The organism is Micromonospora sp. NPDC048871, from assembly GCF_043198155.1.
Lineage (GTDB): Bacteria > Actinomycetota > Actinomycetes > Mycobacteriales > Micromonosporaceae > Micromonospora.
The window spans coordinates 326,452-345,916 of the sequence record NZ_JBICUM010000004.1; the positions used below are offsets into that span (position 1 = coordinate 326,452).

Genomic DNA, 19,465 nt, shown 5'->3' on the forward strand with positions numbered 1-19,465 from the left:
GCGTAAACACATCGCCCTATACCGCTTTATCCATAGCGTGACGAGGAGCTAGGTGGGAGTCTGCGACCGGACCACCGCCCACGTCGCGCCTCTGGTCACCCTGACCGCCCGCCGGCCGCCGAAGCCGCAGGTCTGAGCAGGGGGCTCAGTCCCACCAGAAGGCCCAGGTCGGGGCGTCGACGAGACGCTCCGCGTAGGCGGCGAGAGTGTACGGACGCTGCCCTTGCAGGATGTTGTCCGGGCAGAAGGCGAAGTGTTCGGCGGCGATGGGCAGCGCCTCATCCAGGTTGCTAGGCGGCGCGGCGACGCTGAGGTACAGCTCGGCGAAGCCGACCCCGATCACCCGTACCCCGAAGCGGTCCTCCCAGCTGCGCAGCACCGCGCACAGTTCGGCGACCCCGATGTGGTTGATCGCGCCGTGCCACCCGAGGGTGGCCAACACGTCGCTGCCGCGCGGCGCGGCGACCAGGCCGAGACGCATCTCCGGCTGGGCCTGCGACAGTTGCTCGGCCCAGTGGTCGGCGTGCTGTCGCACCCCCACCCGGGACGGCAGCTCCGGGGCCAGGCCCGGCCAGGTCCGGCCGTACGGGGCGGTGAGGGAATCCTCATCGGCCGGGGGCGGCGAGTCGTCGTCGGTCAGCGCGGCCCACCGGTCGGTGAGCACCCCCTCGACGTCATGCTGGTCGGGAGTGGAGGCCGCGGGCCAGAGCTCACCGTCTGTCCAGGGGCGGGACATGTCACCGCCGAGCCCGTCCAGCAGCACCGGCCACAACCCGGAGTCCTGATGTACGGCGTGCAGGCGCGACCACAGCCCGGCCGGTGCCGGCTCCTCGCTCATCCACAACACCGGCCGATCGTCGACACCCTCGCTGCCGCGTACGGTCTGGCCGGGCGGCAGCGGCACGGCGAGGGTTCGCGGAGCATCGTCCGGGAACAGTTCCAGCAGGTCGGCGGGCATCTCGTTCAACTGCGACGTCACGAGGCGTGAGAGTAGCGGCCGGGGCTGACTTTTCCGCGCTCCGCGCGGCGGCACCTTAAAACCGGTTGTCCCGCCGGGCGGGCTGCGCCAGGGTGGGCGCATGACGTACTGACGGATCGCACCCCGCCGCGCCGAGACCCCTCCGCGCCCCCTCGTGCCCTCATCCACCGTCCGTGCCTCCTCATTCTCCTCGGGAGAGAAATCCTTGTCTGAGCTGCACCTGCGGCAGTCGACGCTGCCCGCCTCCGACCCCGCCACGATCAGCGTCTTCGCCTCACCCACCAGTTGGATCGAGTCCGAGGCCCACACCCAGTGTCGTCAGGTAGCCGCCCTCGACGGCATGATCCACGTCGCCGCCATGCCCGACCTGCATCCGGGCAAGGGCGCCCCGATCGGGGCCGCGATGGCCTCCCGGGTGCTGTATCCGTTCCTCGTCGGATCCGACATCGGCTGCGGCATCGCGGTGTTCCCGATCCGGCTCAAGCGACCCGTACCGGAGAAGCTGGCCGCCCGGTTCCCGGACCTGGACCGGCCGCTGAATCCCGACCTGGACGCCGACGATCCGGCCTGGACGGTGCTGACCGGCGAGATACCCGCCGGCCACCTCGAGGGCCTGGGCACGGTGGGCCGGGGCAACCACTTCGTCGAGCTGGCCCGGATCGGGACGGTGCTCGACCCGACCCACGCCAGTCGGCTCGGGCTGGCCGCCGGTGACCTGGTGCTCGTCGTGCACTCCGGTTCCCGGGGGTTGGGCGAGCGGATCCTACGGGAGCACACCGAAGGGCACGGCGCGGGCCCGGCCCCGGATCCACAGGCCTACCTGGCCCGACACGACGAGGCCGTACGGTGGGGTGCGCTGAACCGTCGGCTACTGGCCGCCCGGGTCGCGTACGCCCTGGGCGCCGCGCCGACCGAGCCGATCGTGGACCAGTGCCACAACCTGGTGGAGGTACGCGACGGCGGCTACCTGCACCGCAAGGGTGCGGCCCCGGGTGACGGCCGGGACGTGCTGATCGCCGGCACCCGGGGCACCCCGTCCTACCTGGTGGCCGCGCACGCCGGTCCGGAGGCGAACTACTCGGTGGCGCACGGTGCGGGACGGAAGATGTCCCGGGCCGACGCCCTGCGCCGGGGGCGGGCCAAGCACACCGTCGAGGAGCTTCGGCGTACCCCGGTGGGGTCCCTGGTGGTGTGTGGCGACCGCCAACTGCTCTTCGAGGAGGCGCCGGGGGCGTACAAACGGATCGAGCAGGTGATCGCGGACCTGGTCACGCACCGGTTGGCCACCCCGATCGCGACCACCATTCCCCTGGTCACGTACAAGACGGCCGACCTGGCGGCCGGGTCGCGGCGCGACGAGCGACGGCGGCGGGGCCGGCGATGAGGGTACGTCTGCTGTTGTCGGCCGGACGCGGCCCGCAGGAGTGCGCCTGGGCGCTGGCCCAGCTGCTGCGACGCCTGGAAGCCGAGGCCGCACGGCAGCGGCTACGGGTGCACCGGGTCGACACGGTCGCCGGTGACCGGCCCGGCACCTACCGCTCGGTGCTGGTGGAGATCGACGGCGCCGGTGCCGAGGGCTTCACCGCCTCCTGGACCGGCACGTTGTGCTGGCAGGCACCCAGCCCGTACCGGGCCGGGGTGGGTCGGAAGAACTGGTACGTCACCGCCCAGCCCTGCCCGGCGGACACGGAGGCCACCTCCTTCGAGGAGTCCGAGGTGGAGGTCGTCGCCTGCCGCACCGGCGGGCCCGGTGGTCAGCACCGGAACAAGGCCAGCACGGCGGTACGGGCGACGCACCGCCCGACCGGGTTGGTGGTCGTGGTCGACACCGAGCGGCAGTTCAGCCTCAACCGCCGGATCGCGCTGCGGTTGCTGCGGCAGCGGCTCGCGGACCGGGACGAGAGCGCGGTACGCGACGCCACCACCGCGCGGTGGCAGCTGCACGACCGGCTGGTCCGCGGTGACCCGGTCCGGGTCGAACGCCCGTAGTCACCCGACGTCGCCCCAGGCGGCCTCGACCAGGGCGGGAAGCACCCGGGCGGCCGGGCCACGCAGGTTGATCTCACACACCGGGTCCAACGGGGTCGGCTCCGGATTGACCTGGATCACCGTGGCGCCGGACCGGGCGGCCAGGTGCGGGATCTCCGCGGCCGGGTACACCAGGCCGGAGGTGCCGACGGTCAGCAGTACCTCGCAGGAGGCGGCGGCCTCGGCGGCGGCTTCCAGGGCCGACTGCGGCAACGCCTCACCGAACCACACCACGCCCGGCCGGACCGGCGCCGAGCAGCGGTCGCAGCGCGGCGGGGGCAGCCGCCGTCCCTTGGTCGGCTCGTGCGGGGCGGGGGTCGGTGCCGGGTGGGCGCAGGCGGAGCAGCGGGGGGCGAACAGGCTGCCGTGCAGGTGCAGCGGGTCGGTGGAGCCGGCCCGCTCGTGCAGGTCGTCCACGTTCTGGGTGACCAGCACGGTGTGTGGGGCGTGGGTCTCGATCGCGGCCACGGCCAGGTGCCCCGGGTGCGGTCGGGCCCGCGCGACGGCCGCGCGGCGCCACTCGTACCAGCCCCAGACGAGAGCCGGGTCGGTCTCGAAGGCCGCCGGGGTGGCCAACTCCTGGGGGTCGTAACGCTGCCACAGGCCGGTGAGGGCGTCGCGGAAGGTCGGCACCCCGCTCTCGGCGGACATGCCCGCGCCGGTGAAGACCACCACCTGTCGGGCCCGGCCGAGCAGCTTCGCGGCCTGCGCCGTCGCCAATTCGGTCATCCGTCGAGACTATCGGCGCTCGGGTCGATCGCCGGGCTCGCCTACAGTGTCGGATCACCCTGTTGCCACGCGACGAGACGACGATCGGGGAGGGCCGTTGCGCCGGATGCCCGCGTTCGAGCTGCACCACTGGTTGATGCTCTCGTACGTCACGGTCATCTTCGGTGTCGCGATCTGGATGGCCGTCCTCGCGGTCGACTCGTTCCGGGCGACGTACGGCGGGGTGGCCGGTGCGGTGACCGTCGAGGACTGCGTGTACGCCGACACCGAGGACGGACCCCGGTGGACCTGTTCCGGGCCGTTCGTCTCCGCCGACGGCGCCGTCCGCATCGACGCGGTGAAGCTCACGCCCCGCCACGGCGACCCCCTCGAAGACGGTGTGACGGTGACGGGACGGGTCAGCAGCCCTACGGCGGACACTCTGCACACCGACGGCCGGTTCTGGATGTGGGGAACCGGGTTCACCGTCCTCTTCCTCGGGATCGGCGTCTACTCCCTGCGTTCCGCCCTGCGAATCGAGCGCGAGGTGGCGACGCCGCCGGTCGATCCCGAACTCGCGGCGATCTCCGCACGGGCCCGCGCGTTCCTCATCGAGTGGGAACACGTCCTCGCGCCGTCGGCCCCGGCAGCCGCAGCGCCGCCACCGGTGTCGATCGTCGACGGACCGAAGCGGGCGAACCTCACCGTCGGGAAGGTGCTGATCGGCTGGCTGCTGCTGGTGCTGACCATCGCCGGCACGGTGTGGCACCTGATGGAGTGGGAGCGCCAGGAGGTGGCGTCGTTGACCGGGCAGGCCCTGGGCACGGTCACCGGGGCCCGGCTCGGCGCGGAGGACCGGATCGAGGTCGCCTACCACGACGCCACCGGAGCCGAATGGCGGGTGCGGTGGAAGCCGGTGGACCCGGACAGCTACCGGGAGGGCGGCCAGGTGCCGGTGCGGTACGACCCGGCTCAGCCGTACGCGGTGATGCCGGCCTATCCCGAATTCTTCGAGATCGAGCCGCGAGGGCGGGAGGTGCTCGTCCATCTGGTGCTGCTGCCCGGGTACGTGTTGGCCTGGGCGTGGACGTGGCGGCTCGGGCGCTGGCTGCTCGGCGCGCGGCGTCGTGGTCGACCGGCCGAGGCCTGGGTCATGGTGGCGCAACGGCACTGGGGCATCGAGCCGACATCGTTCTGGCTCGAACTACGCGACGCCGACCGGATCTGGTACCAGCGGATCGTCTGGGATCGCCGGCTGGTGCGCCGGCTGGCCGGTGACCCGGCCGGCGGTGCGCAGCTGCCGCTGAGCGTCGAGCTGCGCCGCTGCCCAGGGTTGCGGCGCATGTACCTGGTCGACGTCGCCGGGGTGGGGCGGCTCTGGCCGGCGAGCACCGCCCGTACCCGACCGCGCCGTAACTACCAGCTGAGCCCGGTCGAGCTCCACTTGTTCGGCCTCGCCGAGCCGACGGGCAGACACCTGGCGATTCTGCTGGCGTTGACCGTCCTGGCCGGAGGCGGTTGGCTGCTGGCCGGTCCGGCCACCGCCGCCTACCTGCTGGCGTTGATCGGTGGCTACCGACTGTGGGGTGGTGGCGCACCCTGGCGCGGTTTCTACGCCCTGCGCCGCTGACGTCGCTTGGTGCCCGGCCGGATCACTCGGCCAGGATCTGTTCGCGCAGGATGTCGGCGTGCCCGCAGTGCTGGGCCAACTCCCGCAGCACATGCAGGTACACCCAGCGCAACGGCAGCGGGCCGCGCCGGTTGCCGTACACCAGGTCGTCCAGGTCGAGCGGCGCCGTCGCTCGGCGGGACCGCATGCAGGTCTCCCGGTGTTCTCGCTGGATGTCGGCGATGGTGTCGGAGTCGTCCAGGATGAAGGACTCGTCCGGTGTGGCGGGGATGCCGATCCCGTCCCGCGACCGGCAGTTGACGGCCTCGTCGAACCAGACCTTCTCCACGAAGGTCGCATGCTTGACCAGGCCCAGCAGGGTCGTGCGAGAGGACACCAGCGACCTGCGGGCCTGCTCCTCGGTCAGTCCATCCAGGCAGCCGCTCAGCGCGGCGCGGTGCTGATCGAGGAAGAACTCGAACTGAGCCCGCAGCGGCTCGTCCCGGATGTCGTCCATGGACGTCGGTAACGGAGATGCCATGCACGAAGCATCCCAAAACCACCCCACCCAACAGCAAGGCACCCCACCCCCCACCCCACCCCCACGCGCGATCTTGCAGTTTGGGTCGCTGAGAGTCAGGTCAAAAGCCGCGAATCGACGACCGGAACTGCAAGATCGCGCGTGGGGGTGGGGTGGGGTGGGGTGGGGTGGGTCAGCCGCGCAGCAGCGGCAGCACCCGCCGGCCGAGCAGGTCGATGCCGGTACGCGGGGTGAGTCCGTGCGGGGTGCCGAACTCGACCCGACTCGCCCCGGCGTCGAACACCGCTGCCGCCTGCGCGGCGACCTGTTCGGGGGTGCCGGAGAAGGCGAACAGGTCGAGCAGGTCGTCACCGATCAGGGCACCGGCCTCGGCGTCCTCCCGGCGGGCCACATGCTCCTGGATCCGGGCCAGCAGTTCCGGGTCCACCTCGACGGTGGGGTCCAGGGCGGCGACCACCGCGAGATACATGGCCACCTCGGTACGGGCCACCCGCCGGGCCAGTTCCCCGTCCAGGTCGACCACGGTCACCGCACCCAGCACCACCCCGGTGCGGTGACCGGCCGCCTCGTCCAGCCAGGCCCGCATCGTCTTGGCCATGGCCGGGTTCGCCGAACCACCGACCTTGACCTCGGCGGCGTATCCGGCTGCGGACCGGGCGGTCTGCTGCCCCCAGGTGCCGACCAGCACCGGCACGTCGGGGCGGGCCGGGGTGTAGCGCAGGGCGGTGCCCGGGGCCAGGGTGAACTCCCGACCCTGGAAACCGCTGTCGTCGCCGGCCAGCAGTCGCCGGACGATCTGCACCGTCTCGGCGATGCGCCGCAGCGGCCGGGCCTGGGTCACCCCGACCTCCTGGAGCCAGGTGCCCCGGGCCAGGCCCAGGTAGGCCCGGCCGTGGGAGGCCAGGTCCAGGGCGGCCACCTGACCGGCGATCTCCACGGGGTGCAGGGTGAACGGGTTGAGGCAGGCCGCGCCGAGCCGGACCCGGCGGGTGTGCCGGGCGGCCACCAGCAGCGGGAAGACCGGCGGCTGGTACATCAGGTCACCGAAGACCGACAGCACGTCGAAGCCGTGCTGTTCGGTCAACTCGGCGAGTTCGGCGTACTCGTCGGCGGACTTGTCCGACTGTAGGCCGATGCCGACCAGGTGGTCGCCGGTCACGTCAACTCCTCGGTGGGGATCTGCCGCAGGTCGGTGCGTTCGATGCGCATGATGAGCCGCTCCTCGGGGTCCGGGCAGGCCACATGGCTGTCCTGGGCCATCCAGTCCCCCTCGGCCAGGGCCCGCTGCTTGGCGGGCAGCAGCGGCAGGCAGGCGGCCAGCGCGTACATGCAGAAGTGTTGGCCTTCGGGGAGGCTCAGCCGGCTGGATTCGGTCAGGTCGATGTGGTCACCGACCTTCATGCCGCAGACCGAGCGGCCCTCGATCCGTTCGACCACGACCCGCAGGTCGTACACCTTGGTGGTCGGTTCCTCGGTGCTCATCGGATCGCCTCCGCGTGGTGGTGCACGATGCGCCAGCCGGTGTGGTCGCGGCGCAGGACGTCGGTGACCCGGAAGCAGGTGTCCGGGCGGTCGTCGCCGAACCGGGCCCGCAGCAGGTAGCGGACCAGGCCGGTGTCGCCCCAACTCTCGGCGCGCATCTGCTCCGGTGCCACGCTGGCCGGAGCCGGGCCGGTGGCGGCGGCGGCCCGCCGGTTCCGCAGGTCGTCCAGGGCGGCCAGGCCGGTCAGCAGGTCGTCGGCGTCGGATTCCCAGATGGTCAGGTCGGGGTGCAGGTGGGCGTCGAAGGCGGGCCGGTCGCCCAGGGACCGGTACATGTCGCTGATGGTGCTGGTCAGTTCGTCGATGCTCATCGGGTCACTTCCGGCTCGGGTCGCGGGGGCAGGGTCTCGGCCAGGCGGGCGCGCAGGGGGTCCAGGCCCATCGGCCCGAGCGCCAGGGCGGTGTGGTGGAACCGTTTGCGGTCGAAGGCGGCACCGGCGCGACGTTCGGCGTCCCGGCGGGTCTGCTGCCACAGCCGGGCCCCCACCTTGAAGGCCAGGGCCTGGGCCGGCCAGCCCAGGTACCGGTCGACCTCGAAGCGGGCGGTCGCCGGGTCCAGCCCGGCTACCCGGGTCAGCAGGTCCACGGCCACGGCCGGGGTCCACCGGTCGGCGTCGGTGAATCCGTTGCCGGCCGGAATCGGCAGGTCGAGGTGCAGACCGAGGTCGATGACGACCCGGGCGGCCCGCCACATCTGCCCGTCGAGCATGCCGAGGCGTTCACCGGGGCCGGCGAAGAGGCCCAGTTCGTCGGCGAGGCGTTCGGCGTAGTGGGCCCAGCCCTCGGCGTACCCGTGCACCTGGCACAGGTGGCGCTGCCAGGGATGCAGCTCGGCGGTGGTCAGGGTGATGGCGTGTTGCAGGTGGTGACCGGGCAGCCCTTCGTGGCAGAGGGTCCCTACATGCCGCCACACCGGCACGCTGGACTGGCCCGGGGGCACGGACCACCAGATGGCACCCGGGCGGGTCAGGTGGGCGTCCGGCGGGGTGTAGTACATGACCCCGGAGGCGGCCGGGCTGATCCGGCACTCGACCTGGCGGGTGGCCGCCGGGATGTCGAAGTGGGTGCCGTCGAGCTGGTCGGTGAGCAGGGCGGTGCGCTTGCGCAGCCACTGTTCCAGCAGCGGTCCGACCGGCACCCGCCCGGCGGGGTCGGCGTCCAGGGCGGTGCGGGCCGTGACCGGGTCCGGGTAGCCGCAGTCGACCGCCGCGATGTGCAGTTCGGCCTCGGTGCGCGCCAGCTCCTCCCAGCCGTACGCGTACAGCTCGTCGAGGTCGACCGTGGCGCCGAGGAAGGCGCGGGAGGTCACCTCGTACAGCTCCCGGCCGACACCGTCCACATCGGAGGCCATCGGGGCCAGTTCGGTGCGCAAGAAGGCGGCGAACCCCTCGGTGGCGGCGGTGGCCCGGCGGGCCCCTTCGCCTAGCCGGTCGGCCAGCGGGCCGCCGGGGTAGCCGGCGATCAGGCGACCGTAGAAGTCCGTGGCGGTCCAGTCGGCACACTGCTCGGCGACCACCCGCACCTGCCGTCGGGCGGCCAGGTGGCCGCGCTGGGCGCAGTGGCGCAGGGTGGCGGCGTACTGGTCCAGGGTGGTGGGGAGCCGGTGCAGGTGGGCGGCGAGGTCGGCCCAGTCGGCGGCGGTGTTCCGGGGCAGGTTGTCGAAGACCTGCCGGGCCAGGTGGACCGGGGTGGCCAGGGGGGCCAGCAGCCGGGTGGTGAAACCGGCCTCGTGCAGGGCGATCTCGCTGTCCAGCCGCTCGGCCAGGGCACCGGCCAGGGCCCGCTGCGCCGGGTCCTGGGCGGTCGCCGTGGTCAGCGCGGCGGCGGTCCGCCGGGCCAGCGCCGCGCGGGCCTCGAAGGCCTCCGGGGAGAGGTCGGCCAACTGCGACTCCGGGGTGCCCCCGGCCGCCTCGGCGGCCTGCGGGTCCAGGTGGGCCAGCGCGGCCAGGTAGTCGTCGGCGACCGCACCGACGGCGGTCATCGGGATGTCCGGGTACGGCCGTGGTCGTCGCGGTAGACGACCCCGCCCTTCATGACCGTGTGCAGGGTACGCAGGGCGGACACCGACCGGGTCGGGTCGTCGCGCAGCACCAGCAGGTCGGCGTGTTTGCCGGCGGTGAGGCTGCCCAGCCGGTCGTCGGCGTCGAGCCACTGGGCGGGGCGGATGGTGGCGGCCTTCAGGGCGTCCGCGACCGGCATCCCGGCCTCCACCATGAACTCCAACTCCCGCACGGTGGCGGTGGTCTCGTCGTAGCCGGCGTGCGGCGGCATGTCGCTGCCCAGGGCGATCGGCACCCCGTTGCGGATGGCGTGTTGCAGGCTCTCCCAGTGCCGAGGGCCGGCCCCCAGGGCCCGCTCCATCAGCCAGCCGGGCACCCCGGAGTCGCGGAAGAACTGTTCGCAGCGGCTGACCACGATGGTCGGGACGTACCAGACGTCGCGTTCGGCCATCAGCCGGGTGACCTCGTCGGTCAGCTCGTAGCCGTGCTCGACGCAGTCCAGGCCCAGTTGGACCGCCCGGCGTACGGTGTCGGCCGGGCCGGCGTGCGCGGTGACCTTGCGGCCCCAGTCGTGGGCGACCTGGATGACGGCGGCCATCTCGTCGTCGAGCAGTTGCGGGGTGTCGATGGCCTCGTACTGGCCGGCGATGCCGCCGGAGATGCACACCTTGATCAGGTCGGCGCCGGCCCGGATCTGGGCTCGGGTCAGTTTGCGGAACCCGTCGGCCCCGTCGGCCTCCAGGGCGTCGGCCTCCCAGCCGTGGCCCCCGGTGCAGCAGAGTGCGTGCCCGGCGGTGAAGATCCGGGGACCGTCCACCGCACCGGCCTCGATGCCCTTACGCAGCGCGAAGTCGGCGTAGCGGCCCTCGCCGACCAGCCGGACGGTGGTGACCCCGGCGTGCAGGGTGCGCCGCGCCGAGTCGGCCATCAGCAGCACCAGTTCGGCCAGGTTGGACCGGTGCACCTCGTCGGCCAGGTGACCGGGCAGGCCCAGGGAGAGGTGCACGTGCATGTTGGTCAGGCCGGGCATCACCACGTCACCGCCGAGGTCGACCACCCGGACGTCGCCGGCCTCGGCGAGCACCTCGTCGACCGGGCCGACGGCGCGGATCATCCCGTCGGCGCCGATCCAGACGCCCCGGTCGGACTGGAGGTGGTCGTCGATGCCGTCGTAGAGGGCGAGGTTGACCAGGACCTGTTCGGTTGCGTGATGCATGGCGGCGTCCTCAGTGGGCGGCCACGGACGGGGCCGTGGTGGGGTCGTTGAGCCAGCAGGCGGCGCTGCGTCCGCCGAGGTCGAGGTGGGGTGGCTGGTCACCGCAGGGGGCGAAGGCGTGGGCGCAGCGGGGCCGGAACCGGCAGCCGGTGGGTGCGTTGGCCGGGTCGGGTACCTCTCCGGCGAGGGTGGCGGGCAGCCGGGGGGTGGGGCCGATCTGGGGCACCGCGTCGATCAGGGCCCGGGTGTAGGGGTGGCGGGGGTCGCGCCACAGGTCCCGGGTGGGTGCGGTCTCCACGATCCGGCCCAGGTACATCACCGCGGTGACGTCGGCGATCTCGTGGACCAGGGCCAGGTCGTGGGAGATGAAGAGCATGCCCATGTCGAGTTCCCGGACCAGCCCGACCAGCAGGTTGACCACCTGGGCCTGGGAGGAGGCGTCCAGGGCGGTCACCGGCTCGTCCGCGATGATCATGCGGGGTTGCGGGGCCAGGGCCCGGGCGATGGCCAGTCGTTGCCGTTGCCCGCCGGAGAACTGGTGCGGGTAGCGGTCGGCGGCCTCGGCGGGCATGCCCACCCGGTCGAGCAGTTCGGTCACTCGCGCCTCGCGGGCCGCGCCGGTGACCGTCGCCGGGATGCCGTCGCGCAGTTGGGCGCCGATGGTGCGCCGGGGGTTGAGGGAGGCGTACGGGTTCTGGAAGACCATCTGGAGACCGATTTCGGTCTCCGGTCTGCGCCGCCAGCCCAGCGGGGTGATCGGGCGGCCGGCGAAGCTGACCTCCCCGGCGCTCGGCGGGGTCAGCCCGACGGCCACCCGGGCCAGCGAGGACTTGCCGCAGCCGGACTCCCCGACCAGGCCGACGATCTGGCCGGGGGCCACCTGAAGGTCGACCCCGGCGACCGCCTGGACCCGCCCGCCACCCCGGGCGCGGTACTCCACCTGCACCTGACTGATCCGCAGCAGGTCGCTCATCTCGCTGCCACCTCCAGGTGTGGGCGGACCACGCAGGCCACCGACCGGTGCTCACCGGCCGGGGCCAGGGGCGGTGGAGCGTTGCCGCAGGCGGGTTCGGCGTACCCGCAGCGGGGTTGGAACGGGCAGCCCGGCGGGGCCTGGCCGGGTGCCGGTGGGCCGCCCGGGATGGGCCGCAGGGTACCGACGGCCTGGGTGCCGTGCGGGCGGGCGCCGAGCAGCGCCGCAGTGTACGGATGGGTGGGTGCGGTGAGCAGGGACCCGGTCGGGCCGGTCTCCACCACCCGCCCGGCGTAGAACACGTAACCCCGAGTGGTCAACGCGCTGAGCACCCCCAGGTCGTGGGTGATGAAGGCGACGGCCAGGCCGGTCTCGGCGCGCAGCCGGTCCAGCAGGGTGAGAATGCCGGCCTGCACGGTGACGTCCAGGGCGGTGGTGGGTTCGTCGGCGATCAGCAGCCGAGGGCGGGCGGCCAGGGCGATGGCGATGGCCGCCCGTTGCCGCATTCCGCCGGAGAACTGGTGGGGGTAGGAACGCAGGGCCCGTTCGGGGTCGGGGATGCGGACCTGGTCGAGCAGTTCCACCGCCCGCCGGTTCGCGGCCCGGCGGTCCATCCGCAGGTGCACCCGCATGTGTTCGGTGAGCTGCCGGCCGATGGTGAGCATCGGGTGCAGGGCCGCGGTGGGGTCCTGGAAGACCATGGCGATGCCCGCCCCCCGGACCCGCTGCCAGCCGCGCTGGTCCAGGCCGAGCAGGTCGGTGCCGGCGAACCGGGCGGAACCGCTGACCCTGGCACCGGCCGGCAGCAGACCCAGCAGGGTCTGGGCGGTGAGGCTCTTGCCGCAGCCGCTCTCCCCCGCGATGCCGACCAGTTCGCCCTCCTCGACGGTCAACGACACGTCGTGCAGGATCGGCAGTGGGCCGCGCGGACCGGGCAGGGTGACGGCCAGGGAGTCGACGTCGAGCAGCGGCGCCATCTCAGCGTCCCTTCGCGTAGCGGGGGTCCAGCCGGTCGCGCAGTGCGTCGCCGAGCACGTTGAACGCCATCACGACGGTGAGGATGGCCAGGCCGGGGAAGACGCTGACCCACCACATCGACAGGTCCTGGGAGCCGAGGGCGACCATCGAGCCCCATTCGGCGGCCGGTGGTCGGGGCCCCAGACCGAGGAAGGAGAGCGCCGCCAGCAGCAGCACCGCGTTGCCGAGTTCCAGGGTGGCCAGCACGATCGCCGGACCGATGCTGTTGGGCAGTACGTCGCGGCGCAGGGCCTTGACCGGCCCGACGCCGAGCAGCCGGGCGGCGTTGAGGTAGTCGTCGCCGCGCATGCTCAGCACGGCGCTGCGGATGACCCGAGCGTAGACCGGCCAGGAGACGATGACCAGGGCGAGGACGGCGTTGCGGGTGTTCGGGCCGAACGCCGCCGTCACCGCCATCGCGAGGATGATCTGGGGGAAGGCGAAGACCAGGTCGGTCAGGCGCATCAGCGCCTCGTCGACGAACCGGCCCAGGTAGCCGGCGAGCAGCCCGAGCAGGCCGCCGATCAGCAGGGCCAGGCAGACGATGGCCAGGGCCAGGGGGATGGACAGCCGGGCGCCGTGGATCACCCGGCTGAGGATGTCCCGGCCCAGGGAGTCGGTGCCGAACCAGTGGGTCGCCGAGGGTGGGGCGTACGCCTGCGGGCTCTGGGCCAGCGGATCGTAGGGGGCGATCAGCGGGGCGAACAGCGCCACCAGCAGCCATCCGCCGAGGATGATCAGGGCCACCAGGGCGATGGGTTGCCGCCAGATCGGCCGACCGGTCGACCCCCCGCGCAGCCGGCCCAGCCAGCGGCGTCGGTTCAGGGCCCGGTCCACCTTCGCATCTGGGGTCACCGGGTCCGGTGCGATCGTGGTCATGACAGCCGGATCCTCGGGTCGATGAGGCCGTACAGCAGGTCTACGGTCAGGTTGACCAGGGTGTAGACCAGTGCCACGAAGAGGCTGACGCCGAGGATCGAGGGCAGGTCCAGGGCGGTGGCGCTGCGGTAGGCGTACTGGCCGAGGCCGGGCCAGCCGAAGATGCTCTCCACCAGCACGGTGCCGGACAGCAGGGAGGCGAAGGCCAGGCCGGAGACGGTGACCACCGGCACCAGGCCGGCGCGCAGCAGGTGCCGGCGCAGCACCACCCGGGTCGGCAGACCCTTGGCGTACGCGGCGCGGATGTAGTCCTGCTGGAGCACCTCCAGCATGGCGGAGCGGACGAAGCGCACCAGCAGCGCCACCGTCAGGGAGGTCAGCACCAGCACCGGCAGGACCAGGTGCTGGGCGGCGTCCCAGGCCACGTCCCACTGCCCGGCCAGGGCCGCGTCGACGGTGTACATGCCGGTGACGGTGGGCGGTGGGCTGAAGGCGGTGGAGAGCCTTCCCCCGCTGGGGGCCAGGCCCAGTTTGTAGAAGAAGACGTAGAGCACGACGAGCGACAGCCAGAACGGCGGGGTGGACAGGCCCAGCAGGGAGCCCACCCGGACCAACTGGTCGGTGAACCGGCCGTTGCGGACCGCGGCGAGCATGCCGACGCCGGTGCCGATCAGCAACGCCAGCACCATGGTGGGGATGGCCAGTTCCATGGTCGCCGGCACGTACCGCACCAGGTCGTCCAGGACGGAGCGCCCGGTCTGCTGGGAGATGCCCAGGTCACCGGTGACCAGGTTGCCCAGGTACTGGAGGTACTGCGCCCAGAGCGGCTGGTCCAGGCCCCACTTCTCGCGGAAGGCGGCCACCGTGGCCGGATCGTTGAGGGCCTGGTCGGACAGGTTCGCCGTGACCGGGTCACCGGGCACCACGTTGACCAGCCCGAAGGTCACCACGGTGACCCCCAGCAGCAGGCCCGCGGTGATCGCCAGCCGCTTGGCCAGGAAGACCAGCAGGGGGTACGCGCGGCCCGGCCGGGGCCGGGCCGCGGTCGTGGTGACCGCGCCCGGCTCGCCGTCCTGCACTGTCGTCATCGGTGCTGCCGGCTACTTGCGGCCGACCGCGGCGACGTCGACCTGCCAGCCGGCCGCGGTGTAGTCCGCACCGGTCAGGTCGGCCGTGGCCACCACCGTGGAGGAGTTGCTGGCCAGCACGATGTACGGGGAGGACTGGTTCATCAGTCGCTGCCATTCCTGCATCGCGGTGGCCCGCTGGGCCAGGTCGAGGGTCTCGGTGACCTGCTTGCCGGCGGCCACGACCGCCGGGTCGGCCCGCTCCACCGTCCAGCCGGACCGCAGGGCGGTGGGCTGTCCGGGCGCCATGTTGTTGATCAGGGAGTCGGCGACCGGGTAGTTCAGGCTCTGCGGGGTGAAGCCCATCGGCATCTTCCCGGCGCGCATCTCGTCCAGGAAGGTGGTCAGCGGCTGCGGGTTCAACTCCAGGGTGATGCCGGCCTCGGCGGCGTCGCCCTGCACCTTGGTGGCCACGGTGCCGAGGTCCACCCCCTTGTAGGTGATGGCCGGGTAGCTGAACTTGACCTTGGGGTTGGTCAGGCCCGCCTCGGCCAGCAGCGCCTTGGCCTTGGCCAGGTCCCGGGTCGAGGCCTCACCCTCGGGCAGCGCGCCCGGGAAGGCGGGGGCGACCAGCCCGGCGCCCGGTGCGGCACCGGTGCCGTAGAGGGCGGCGATGCCCTGGTAGTCGATGGCGGCCCGCAGGGCCTGGTTGAACTTCGGGTCGGCGGTCACCGCGGACACGGCCGGGTCGGCGTTGAGGAACAGGAAGTAGACGGTGTCCTGCACCCCGGAGGTCTGCAGGGTGTCCGGCAGGCCGTCGAGCAGCCGGCCGGAGATGTCCAGGGAGATCTCGTTGGCCTCGGCCCGCTGCATGGTCAGCTTCTGGGTCTGCACGTCCATGTTGCGCAGCACGACCCGGTCGAACTTCGGCTTGTCACCCCAGTACTCGGGGTTGGCCTCCAGCACCACCTGGGACTCCGGCTCGTACGACTTGAGCAGGTAGGGGCCGCTGCCGATGGAGGTGGTGTCCAGGTACTGCTGGGCGGTGTCGCCCTGCGCGGCGTCCTCGCCGTCCTTGGCGCCGTTCTGCTGGGCGACCTCGGAGTTGATCACGGCGGTGGAGGGCATCGACAGCACCACCGGCACGTTGGGGTTGGGAGTCGCCGAGGTGACCACGACGGTGCTGTCGTCGGTCTTGCTGACACTCAGCTCGCTGACGGTGACCGCCGGGCTGGCCTTGAGGTTCTTCAGCCGGTTGAGGGAGAACACCACGTCGTCGGCGGTGAGCGGGCTGCCGTCGGAGAACTTCACCCCCTGGCGCAGCTTGAAGGTGAAGGTCTTGGCGTCCGGAGAGACCTCGTACGACTCGGCCAGGGCCGGGACCGGCTTGCTGACGTCCGAGCCCTCGAAGGTGAGCAGAGTGTCGTAGAGGGCGTGCACCGCGGTCAGGCCGGTGGCCTCGTACACCCGACCGGGGTCGAGGGTCTTGAGGACGAACGAGGTGTTGACGGTGAGGGTGGCCGCGCCGCCACCAGTAGCGTTTCCGCCACCGCCGCCGGCCGTGCAGGCGGTGGTGGAGATGATGGCCAGCGCCGCCAGAGCGGATGCTCCGACGCGAAGCCGGCGGGGGAACACCGACATGCTGTTCCTACCTTCGTACGGCGCGGTCCGGCGTGGGCCGCGAATTGTCAACGACCTGGGACGTGACGCCGGTGTCTCCGGTCGCGGTGTCTCGGGTTTTCAGGAACGTCGTCTCAGGGTTGGATGTAGCTGGACTCGCGTTCGTCCGGTTCCTGCCCGAACGAGGCGTGTATACCTACACCAAACACTGCCCGGATGTTGTTTGACCACCCTAGACAGGCCTGTATAGCTTGGTCAAACAATTTCAGCCACACTGTTATCGGATCGAGGTTCTAGATGCTCGGTGACCGGCTCCGCGACCTCCGACAGCAGCACTCCCTCACGCTGCGTCAGCTCGCCACAGCCGCCGAGGTGTCCCCCGCGCTGCTCAGCCAGATCGAGAACGGCGCTACCGACCCCAGCCTGGCCACCCTGCGGAAACTCGCCCAGGTCTTCGACACCTCGATCGCCGAACTGTTCTCCGAACCCGAGGCCCCCGCGGTGCACCTGAGCCGCGCCGGCACCCGCAGCCGACTGACCGCTCCCCCCGGCCAGATCACCTACGAACGGCTGACCCCGGGACGGGGGGACCTGGAGGTGCTGCAGGCCTACCTGGCCCCGGGCGACGCCAGTTCGGCCGAGCCCTGGGCCCACCCCTCCACCGAGTGCGCGATCGTCATCACCGGCGAGGTGGTCGCCGAGATCGGCGGGGAGAAGCACGCCCTGGCCGCCGGGGAGGCGGTCACCTTCGACTCCCGCCTGGCCCACCTCTACCGCAACGCCAGCGACGAGCCGGCCCACCTGATCATCGCGGTCACCCCACCCAACCCCTGAGAACCGGGGGTACGAGTCGGGCAGGGTGCCGCCTAGCATCGATGCACATGACCGATTCCGCCACCTTCGGCAACCCCGTCGTACCCGGCTTCCACCCCGATCCCAGCGTGTGTCGGGTGGGCGAGGACTACTACCTGGTCTGCTCCAGCTTCGAGTACTTCCCCGGCGTACCCATCTTCCACAGCCGGGACCTGGTGAACTGGCGGCAGATCGGCAACGTGCTGGACCGGCCCAGCCAACTGGAACTGCCGCCGGACACACACGCCTCCGCCGGCATCTACGCCCCGACCATCCGGCACCACGACGGCCGCTTCTACATGGTCACCACCAATGTCACCACCGGCCGCCACCTGCTGGTCACCGCCACCGACCCGGCCGGCCCCTGGTCGGAGCCGGTCCACCTCGACGTGCCGCACATCGACCCCTCGCTGACCTGGGACGACAACGGGGACTGCTGGTTGACGGTGTCCGGGGTCGAGTCGTACCGGATCGATCCGGAGACCGGCGCGGTGCTGGAGGGTCCGGTGCCGATGTGGTCGGGCACCGGCGGGCAGTACCCGGAGGCCCCCCACCTGTACCGGATCGGCGACTGGTGGTACCTGCTGGTCTCCGAGGGCGGTACGCACACCGGGCACGCCGTCTCCATCGCCCGCTCGCGCAGCATCCGGGGCCCCTTCGAGCCCGGCCCGGTCAACCCCTTCCTGACCCACCGCAGCACGGATCGGCTGGTGCAGGCCACCGGCCACGCCGATCTGGTGCAGGCCACCGACGGCAGTTGGTGGATGGTGCTGCTGGGCATCCGGGCCAAGGGCCAGTGGCCGCCGTACCACGTACTCGGCCGGGAGACCTTCCTGGTGCCGGTGCGCTGGGTGGACGGCTGGCCGGTGGTGGACCCGGTGGAGGAGACCATGACCGCCCCGGCCGGTAGCCCACCCGCCCTGGCCGCACCGCCCGCTACCGGCGGTTATCGGGACGACTTCGACGCCACCGAGGCGCTCACGCCGGAGTGGATCTCGCTGCGGGAGCGGCCGAAGGAGAGCTGGTCGCTGACCGAGCGGCCCGGCTGGCTGACCCTGCACGCCACCGGTACGACCCTGGACCGGTCCGGGGCCACCCTGGTCGCCCGTCGGCAGCAGCACCACGACTGCCGGGCCGGCGTGCACCTGGACCCCGGTGCGGGACGGGCCGGACTGACCCTGCGCATCGACGAGGCCCACCACTACGACATCGAGGTCGCCGACGGACTGGTGCAGGTGATCGGCCGGGTGGGACCCTTCCGGCAGGTCTTCGGCGAGCTGTCGGTGCCGACCGGCCCGGTCACCCTGACCATCGCCACCCGTACCGATGACCTGCTCCCCCCGACGGTGACCGCCGCCGACCAGGTGACGGCCCCCGGCGCCCCCTTCGGGGTACGCCCGGCCGGCTGCGACACGGTCAGCTTCGAGGTGCTGACCGACACCGGGCCGGTAGTGCTCGCCGAACTCGACGGACGGTACCTGTCCACCGAGGTCGCGGCCGGTTTCACCGGTCGGGTGTTCGGCCTCTACGTCACCGAGGGCAGCGCGGCCTTCGACTGGTTCGACTACCGCCCGAGCGCCCGATCCTGACCGGCCACCAGTTCGCGGGCGTCCGCCTCGGGTGTGCCGGACGGACGCTCGCGGCGCAGGTGAAGCTGCTCCGGAGCGCCGGGCGACAAGCTCGGCGCCACCCGCACCGGCCGGTCGACGACCAGCAACCCGGCATCGGCGAGCCGGTGGGCTTCACCGCCGCCGGTCGCGGTCCTGCACGGCGGGGTGACGGGGGCGGCCGGTCAGGTCGTGGGCAGGCGCTGCGGCGTCAGCTTTCGGTGGGTTGGGCGGCGGTCGGCTTCGGCGGCCAGAAGGGCCACTCCTCGAAGGACGCGCACCGCCCGTCCTCGGCGAACCGCATGATCCACAGATCGCGGTACTCCTGGTCGACCGGGTCGCCGTACCGGACCTCCAGTCGCGCCACCGCGGTGTCGCCCTCGACCGCGACGACCTCGCTGGTCATCTGGAACACCTCGTCCGGGCCGTCCCGCTCGGCTTCCCACATCCGGGCTATCGCCGGCAGACCCACCACCGGTTTCCGGTACGGCCCCTGCCGGTAGCTCGCCTGCTCGGTGAAGATCGTGGCGAGCGCCTCCGTGCCCGGCGTACGCCAGGCCCGCTCGTAGGCCGCGATCCAGCCGGTCACCTGCTCCCTGTCCATGCCTGCCAGCCTGCCACCCCTCGCCTGTTCGACGCCGGTTCGGCGCGCTGACGGTATCCGAGCGGGTGGTTGGCCGCCGCAGCACCGAAAGGGCGTCGGGGGGGGGGGGGGGTGCCCCCCCCGCCCCCCCCCCCGGGGGGGGGGGGGGGGGGGGGGGGGGGGGCCCGGGGGGGGGGGGGGCCCCGCGGGTGCGGGGCTGAGTGTGGGGTTAAAGCAGGGGGTG

At 72.3% G+C, this 19,465-nt stretch carries 19 protein-coding genes; 5 read left to right on the plus strand and 14 right to left on the minus strand.

What is annotated here, in order from left to right:
- Positions 1 to 145 precede the first annotated feature (145 nt).
- Positions 146 to 979 carry a DUF4253 domain-containing protein gene (locus ACGFIK_RS12975; protein ID WP_327026222.1) on the minus strand — a complete coding sequence of 278 codons (834 nt, stop codon included), beginning with the start codon at positions 977 to 979 and terminating at the stop codon, positions 146 to 148.
- 205 nt (positions 980 to 1,184) lie between these two features.
- Here ACGFIK_RS12975 and ACGFIK_RS12980 point away from each other — a divergent pair, with 205 nt between their 5' ends.
- Entirely contained in the window at positions 1,185 to 2,363 is a 1,179-nt protein-coding gene (locus tag ACGFIK_RS12980; protein ID WP_393339316.1) for an RNA ligase RtcB family protein, read from the plus strand.
- A complete protein-coding gene (prfH, locus tag ACGFIK_RS12985; RefSeq protein WP_393339318.1) occupies positions 2,360 to 2,968 on the plus strand; it encodes a peptide chain release factor H in 609 nt (202 codons plus the stop codon). Before ACGFIK_RS12980 ends, prfH begins: the two co-directional genes overlap by 4 nt.
- On the opposite strand, the gene ACGFIK_RS12990 is transcribed toward prfH, so the two are convergent.
- The gene (locus tag ACGFIK_RS12990; protein ID WP_393339321.1) at positions 2,969 to 3,736 is read right to left on the minus strand and encodes an NAD-dependent deacetylase; all 768 of its coding nucleotides are present in this window, start codon (positions 3,734 to 3,736) and stop codon (positions 2,969 to 2,971) included.
- A gap of 106 nt (positions 3,737 to 3,842) precedes the next feature.
- On the opposite strand from ACGFIK_RS12990, the gene ACGFIK_RS12995 reads away from it, so the two are divergent.
- Positions 3,843 to 5,345 carry a hypothetical protein gene (locus ACGFIK_RS12995; protein WP_393339322.1) on the plus strand — a complete coding sequence of 501 codons (1,503 nt, stop codon included), beginning with the start codon at positions 3,843 to 3,845 and terminating at the stop codon, positions 5,343 to 5,345.
- A 22-nt stretch (positions 5,346 to 5,367) separates the two neighbouring features.
- On the opposite strand, the gene ACGFIK_RS13000 is transcribed toward ACGFIK_RS12995, so the two are convergent.
- From ACGFIK_RS13000 to ACGFIK_RS13050, 11 genes are all read right to left on the minus strand, one after another.
- Positions 5,368 to 5,865 (minus strand): DinB family protein, encoded by a 498-nt coding sequence (locus ACGFIK_RS13000; protein WP_327026227.1) that lies wholly within the window; start codon positions 5,863 to 5,865, stop codon positions 5,368 to 5,370.
- Positions 5,866 to 6,037: 172 nt separating this feature from the next.
- Positions 6,038 to 7,024 carry an LLM class flavin-dependent oxidoreductase gene (locus ACGFIK_RS13005; RefSeq protein WP_327026228.1) on the minus strand — a complete coding sequence of 329 codons (987 nt, stop codon included), beginning with the start codon at positions 7,022 to 7,024 and terminating at the stop codon, positions 6,038 to 6,040.
- Positions 7,021 to 7,347, minus strand: a complete 327-nt coding sequence (locus tag ACGFIK_RS13010) for a TIGR04076 family protein (protein ID WP_327026229.1) — start codon at positions 7,345 to 7,347, stop codon at positions 7,021 to 7,023. Before ACGFIK_RS13010 ends, ACGFIK_RS13005 begins: the two co-directional genes overlap by 4 nt.
- Complete coding sequence (locus tag ACGFIK_RS13015; protein WP_327026230.1) at positions 7,344 to 7,718, minus strand: nuclear transport factor 2 family protein; 375 nt, start codon at positions 7,716 to 7,718, stop codon at positions 7,344 to 7,346. Before ACGFIK_RS13015 ends, ACGFIK_RS13010 begins: the two co-directional genes overlap by 4 nt.
- Complete coding sequence (locus ACGFIK_RS13020) at positions 7,715 to 9,388, minus strand: DUF885 domain-containing protein (RefSeq protein ID WP_327026231.1); 1,674 nt, start codon at positions 9,386 to 9,388, stop codon at positions 7,715 to 7,717. The genes ACGFIK_RS13015 and ACGFIK_RS13020 overlap by 4 nt, the downstream gene beginning before the upstream one ends.
- The gene (locus tag ACGFIK_RS13025; protein WP_357527690.1) at positions 9,385 to 10,623 is read right to left on the minus strand and encodes an amidohydrolase family protein; all 1,239 of its coding nucleotides are present in this window, start codon (positions 10,621 to 10,623) and stop codon (positions 9,385 to 9,387) included. The genes ACGFIK_RS13020 and ACGFIK_RS13025 overlap by 4 nt, the downstream gene beginning before the upstream one ends.
- Before the next feature lie 10 nt (positions 10,624 to 10,633).
- The gene (locus tag ACGFIK_RS13030; protein WP_327026233.1) at positions 10,634 to 11,596 is read right to left on the minus strand and encodes an ABC transporter ATP-binding protein; all 963 of its coding nucleotides are present in this window, start codon (positions 11,594 to 11,596) and stop codon (positions 10,634 to 10,636) included.
- Positions 11,593 to 12,573 (minus strand): ABC transporter ATP-binding protein, encoded by a 981-nt coding sequence (locus ACGFIK_RS13035; RefSeq protein ID WP_327026234.1) that lies wholly within the window; start codon positions 12,571 to 12,573, stop codon positions 11,593 to 11,595. The genes ACGFIK_RS13030 and ACGFIK_RS13035 overlap by 4 nt, the downstream gene beginning before the upstream one ends.
- Position 12,574: 1 nt before the next feature.
- Positions 12,575 to 13,492: an ABC transporter permease gene (locus ACGFIK_RS13040; RefSeq protein ID WP_327026235.1), complete on the minus strand. Its 918-nt coding sequence runs from the start codon at positions 13,490 to 13,492 to the stop codon at positions 12,575 to 12,577.
- On the minus strand, positions 13,489 to 14,580 hold the full coding sequence (locus ACGFIK_RS13045) for an ABC transporter permease (RefSeq protein WP_327026236.1): 1,092 nt from the start codon (positions 14,578 to 14,580) through the stop codon (positions 13,489 to 13,491). Before ACGFIK_RS13045 ends, ACGFIK_RS13040 begins: the two co-directional genes overlap by 4 nt.
- Positions 14,581 to 14,592: 12 nt before the next feature.
- Positions 14,593 to 16,200 (minus strand): ABC transporter substrate-binding protein, encoded by a 1,608-nt coding sequence (locus ACGFIK_RS13050; RefSeq protein WP_327026237.1) that lies wholly within the window; start codon positions 16,198 to 16,200, stop codon positions 14,593 to 14,595.
- A 276-nt stretch (positions 16,201 to 16,476) separates the two neighbouring features.
- Here ACGFIK_RS13050 and ACGFIK_RS13055 point away from each other — a divergent pair, with 276 nt between their 5' ends.
- Together ACGFIK_RS13055 and ACGFIK_RS13060 are read left to right on the plus strand one after the other, a co-directional pair.
- Positions 16,477 to 17,013, plus strand: a complete 537-nt coding sequence (locus ACGFIK_RS13055; RefSeq protein ID WP_327026238.1) for a cupin domain-containing protein — start codon at positions 16,477 to 16,479, stop codon at positions 17,011 to 17,013.
- A gap of 47 nt (positions 17,014 to 17,060) precedes the next feature.
- Positions 17,061 to 18,620 carry a glycoside hydrolase family 43 protein gene (locus ACGFIK_RS13060; protein WP_393339331.1) on the plus strand — a complete coding sequence of 520 codons (1,560 nt, stop codon included), beginning with the start codon at positions 17,061 to 17,063 and terminating at the stop codon, positions 18,618 to 18,620.
- Positions 18,621 to 18,849: 229 nt separating this feature from the next.
- Here the strand turns inward: ACGFIK_RS13060 and ACGFIK_RS13065 are convergent, their stop codons facing one another.
- Positions 18,850 to 19,242, minus strand: coding sequence for a nuclear transport factor 2 family protein (locus tag ACGFIK_RS13065; RefSeq protein WP_327026240.1), 393 nt, complete (start codon positions 19,240 to 19,242; stop codon positions 18,850 to 18,852).
- Positions 19,243 to 19,465: the final 223 nt, after the last annotated feature.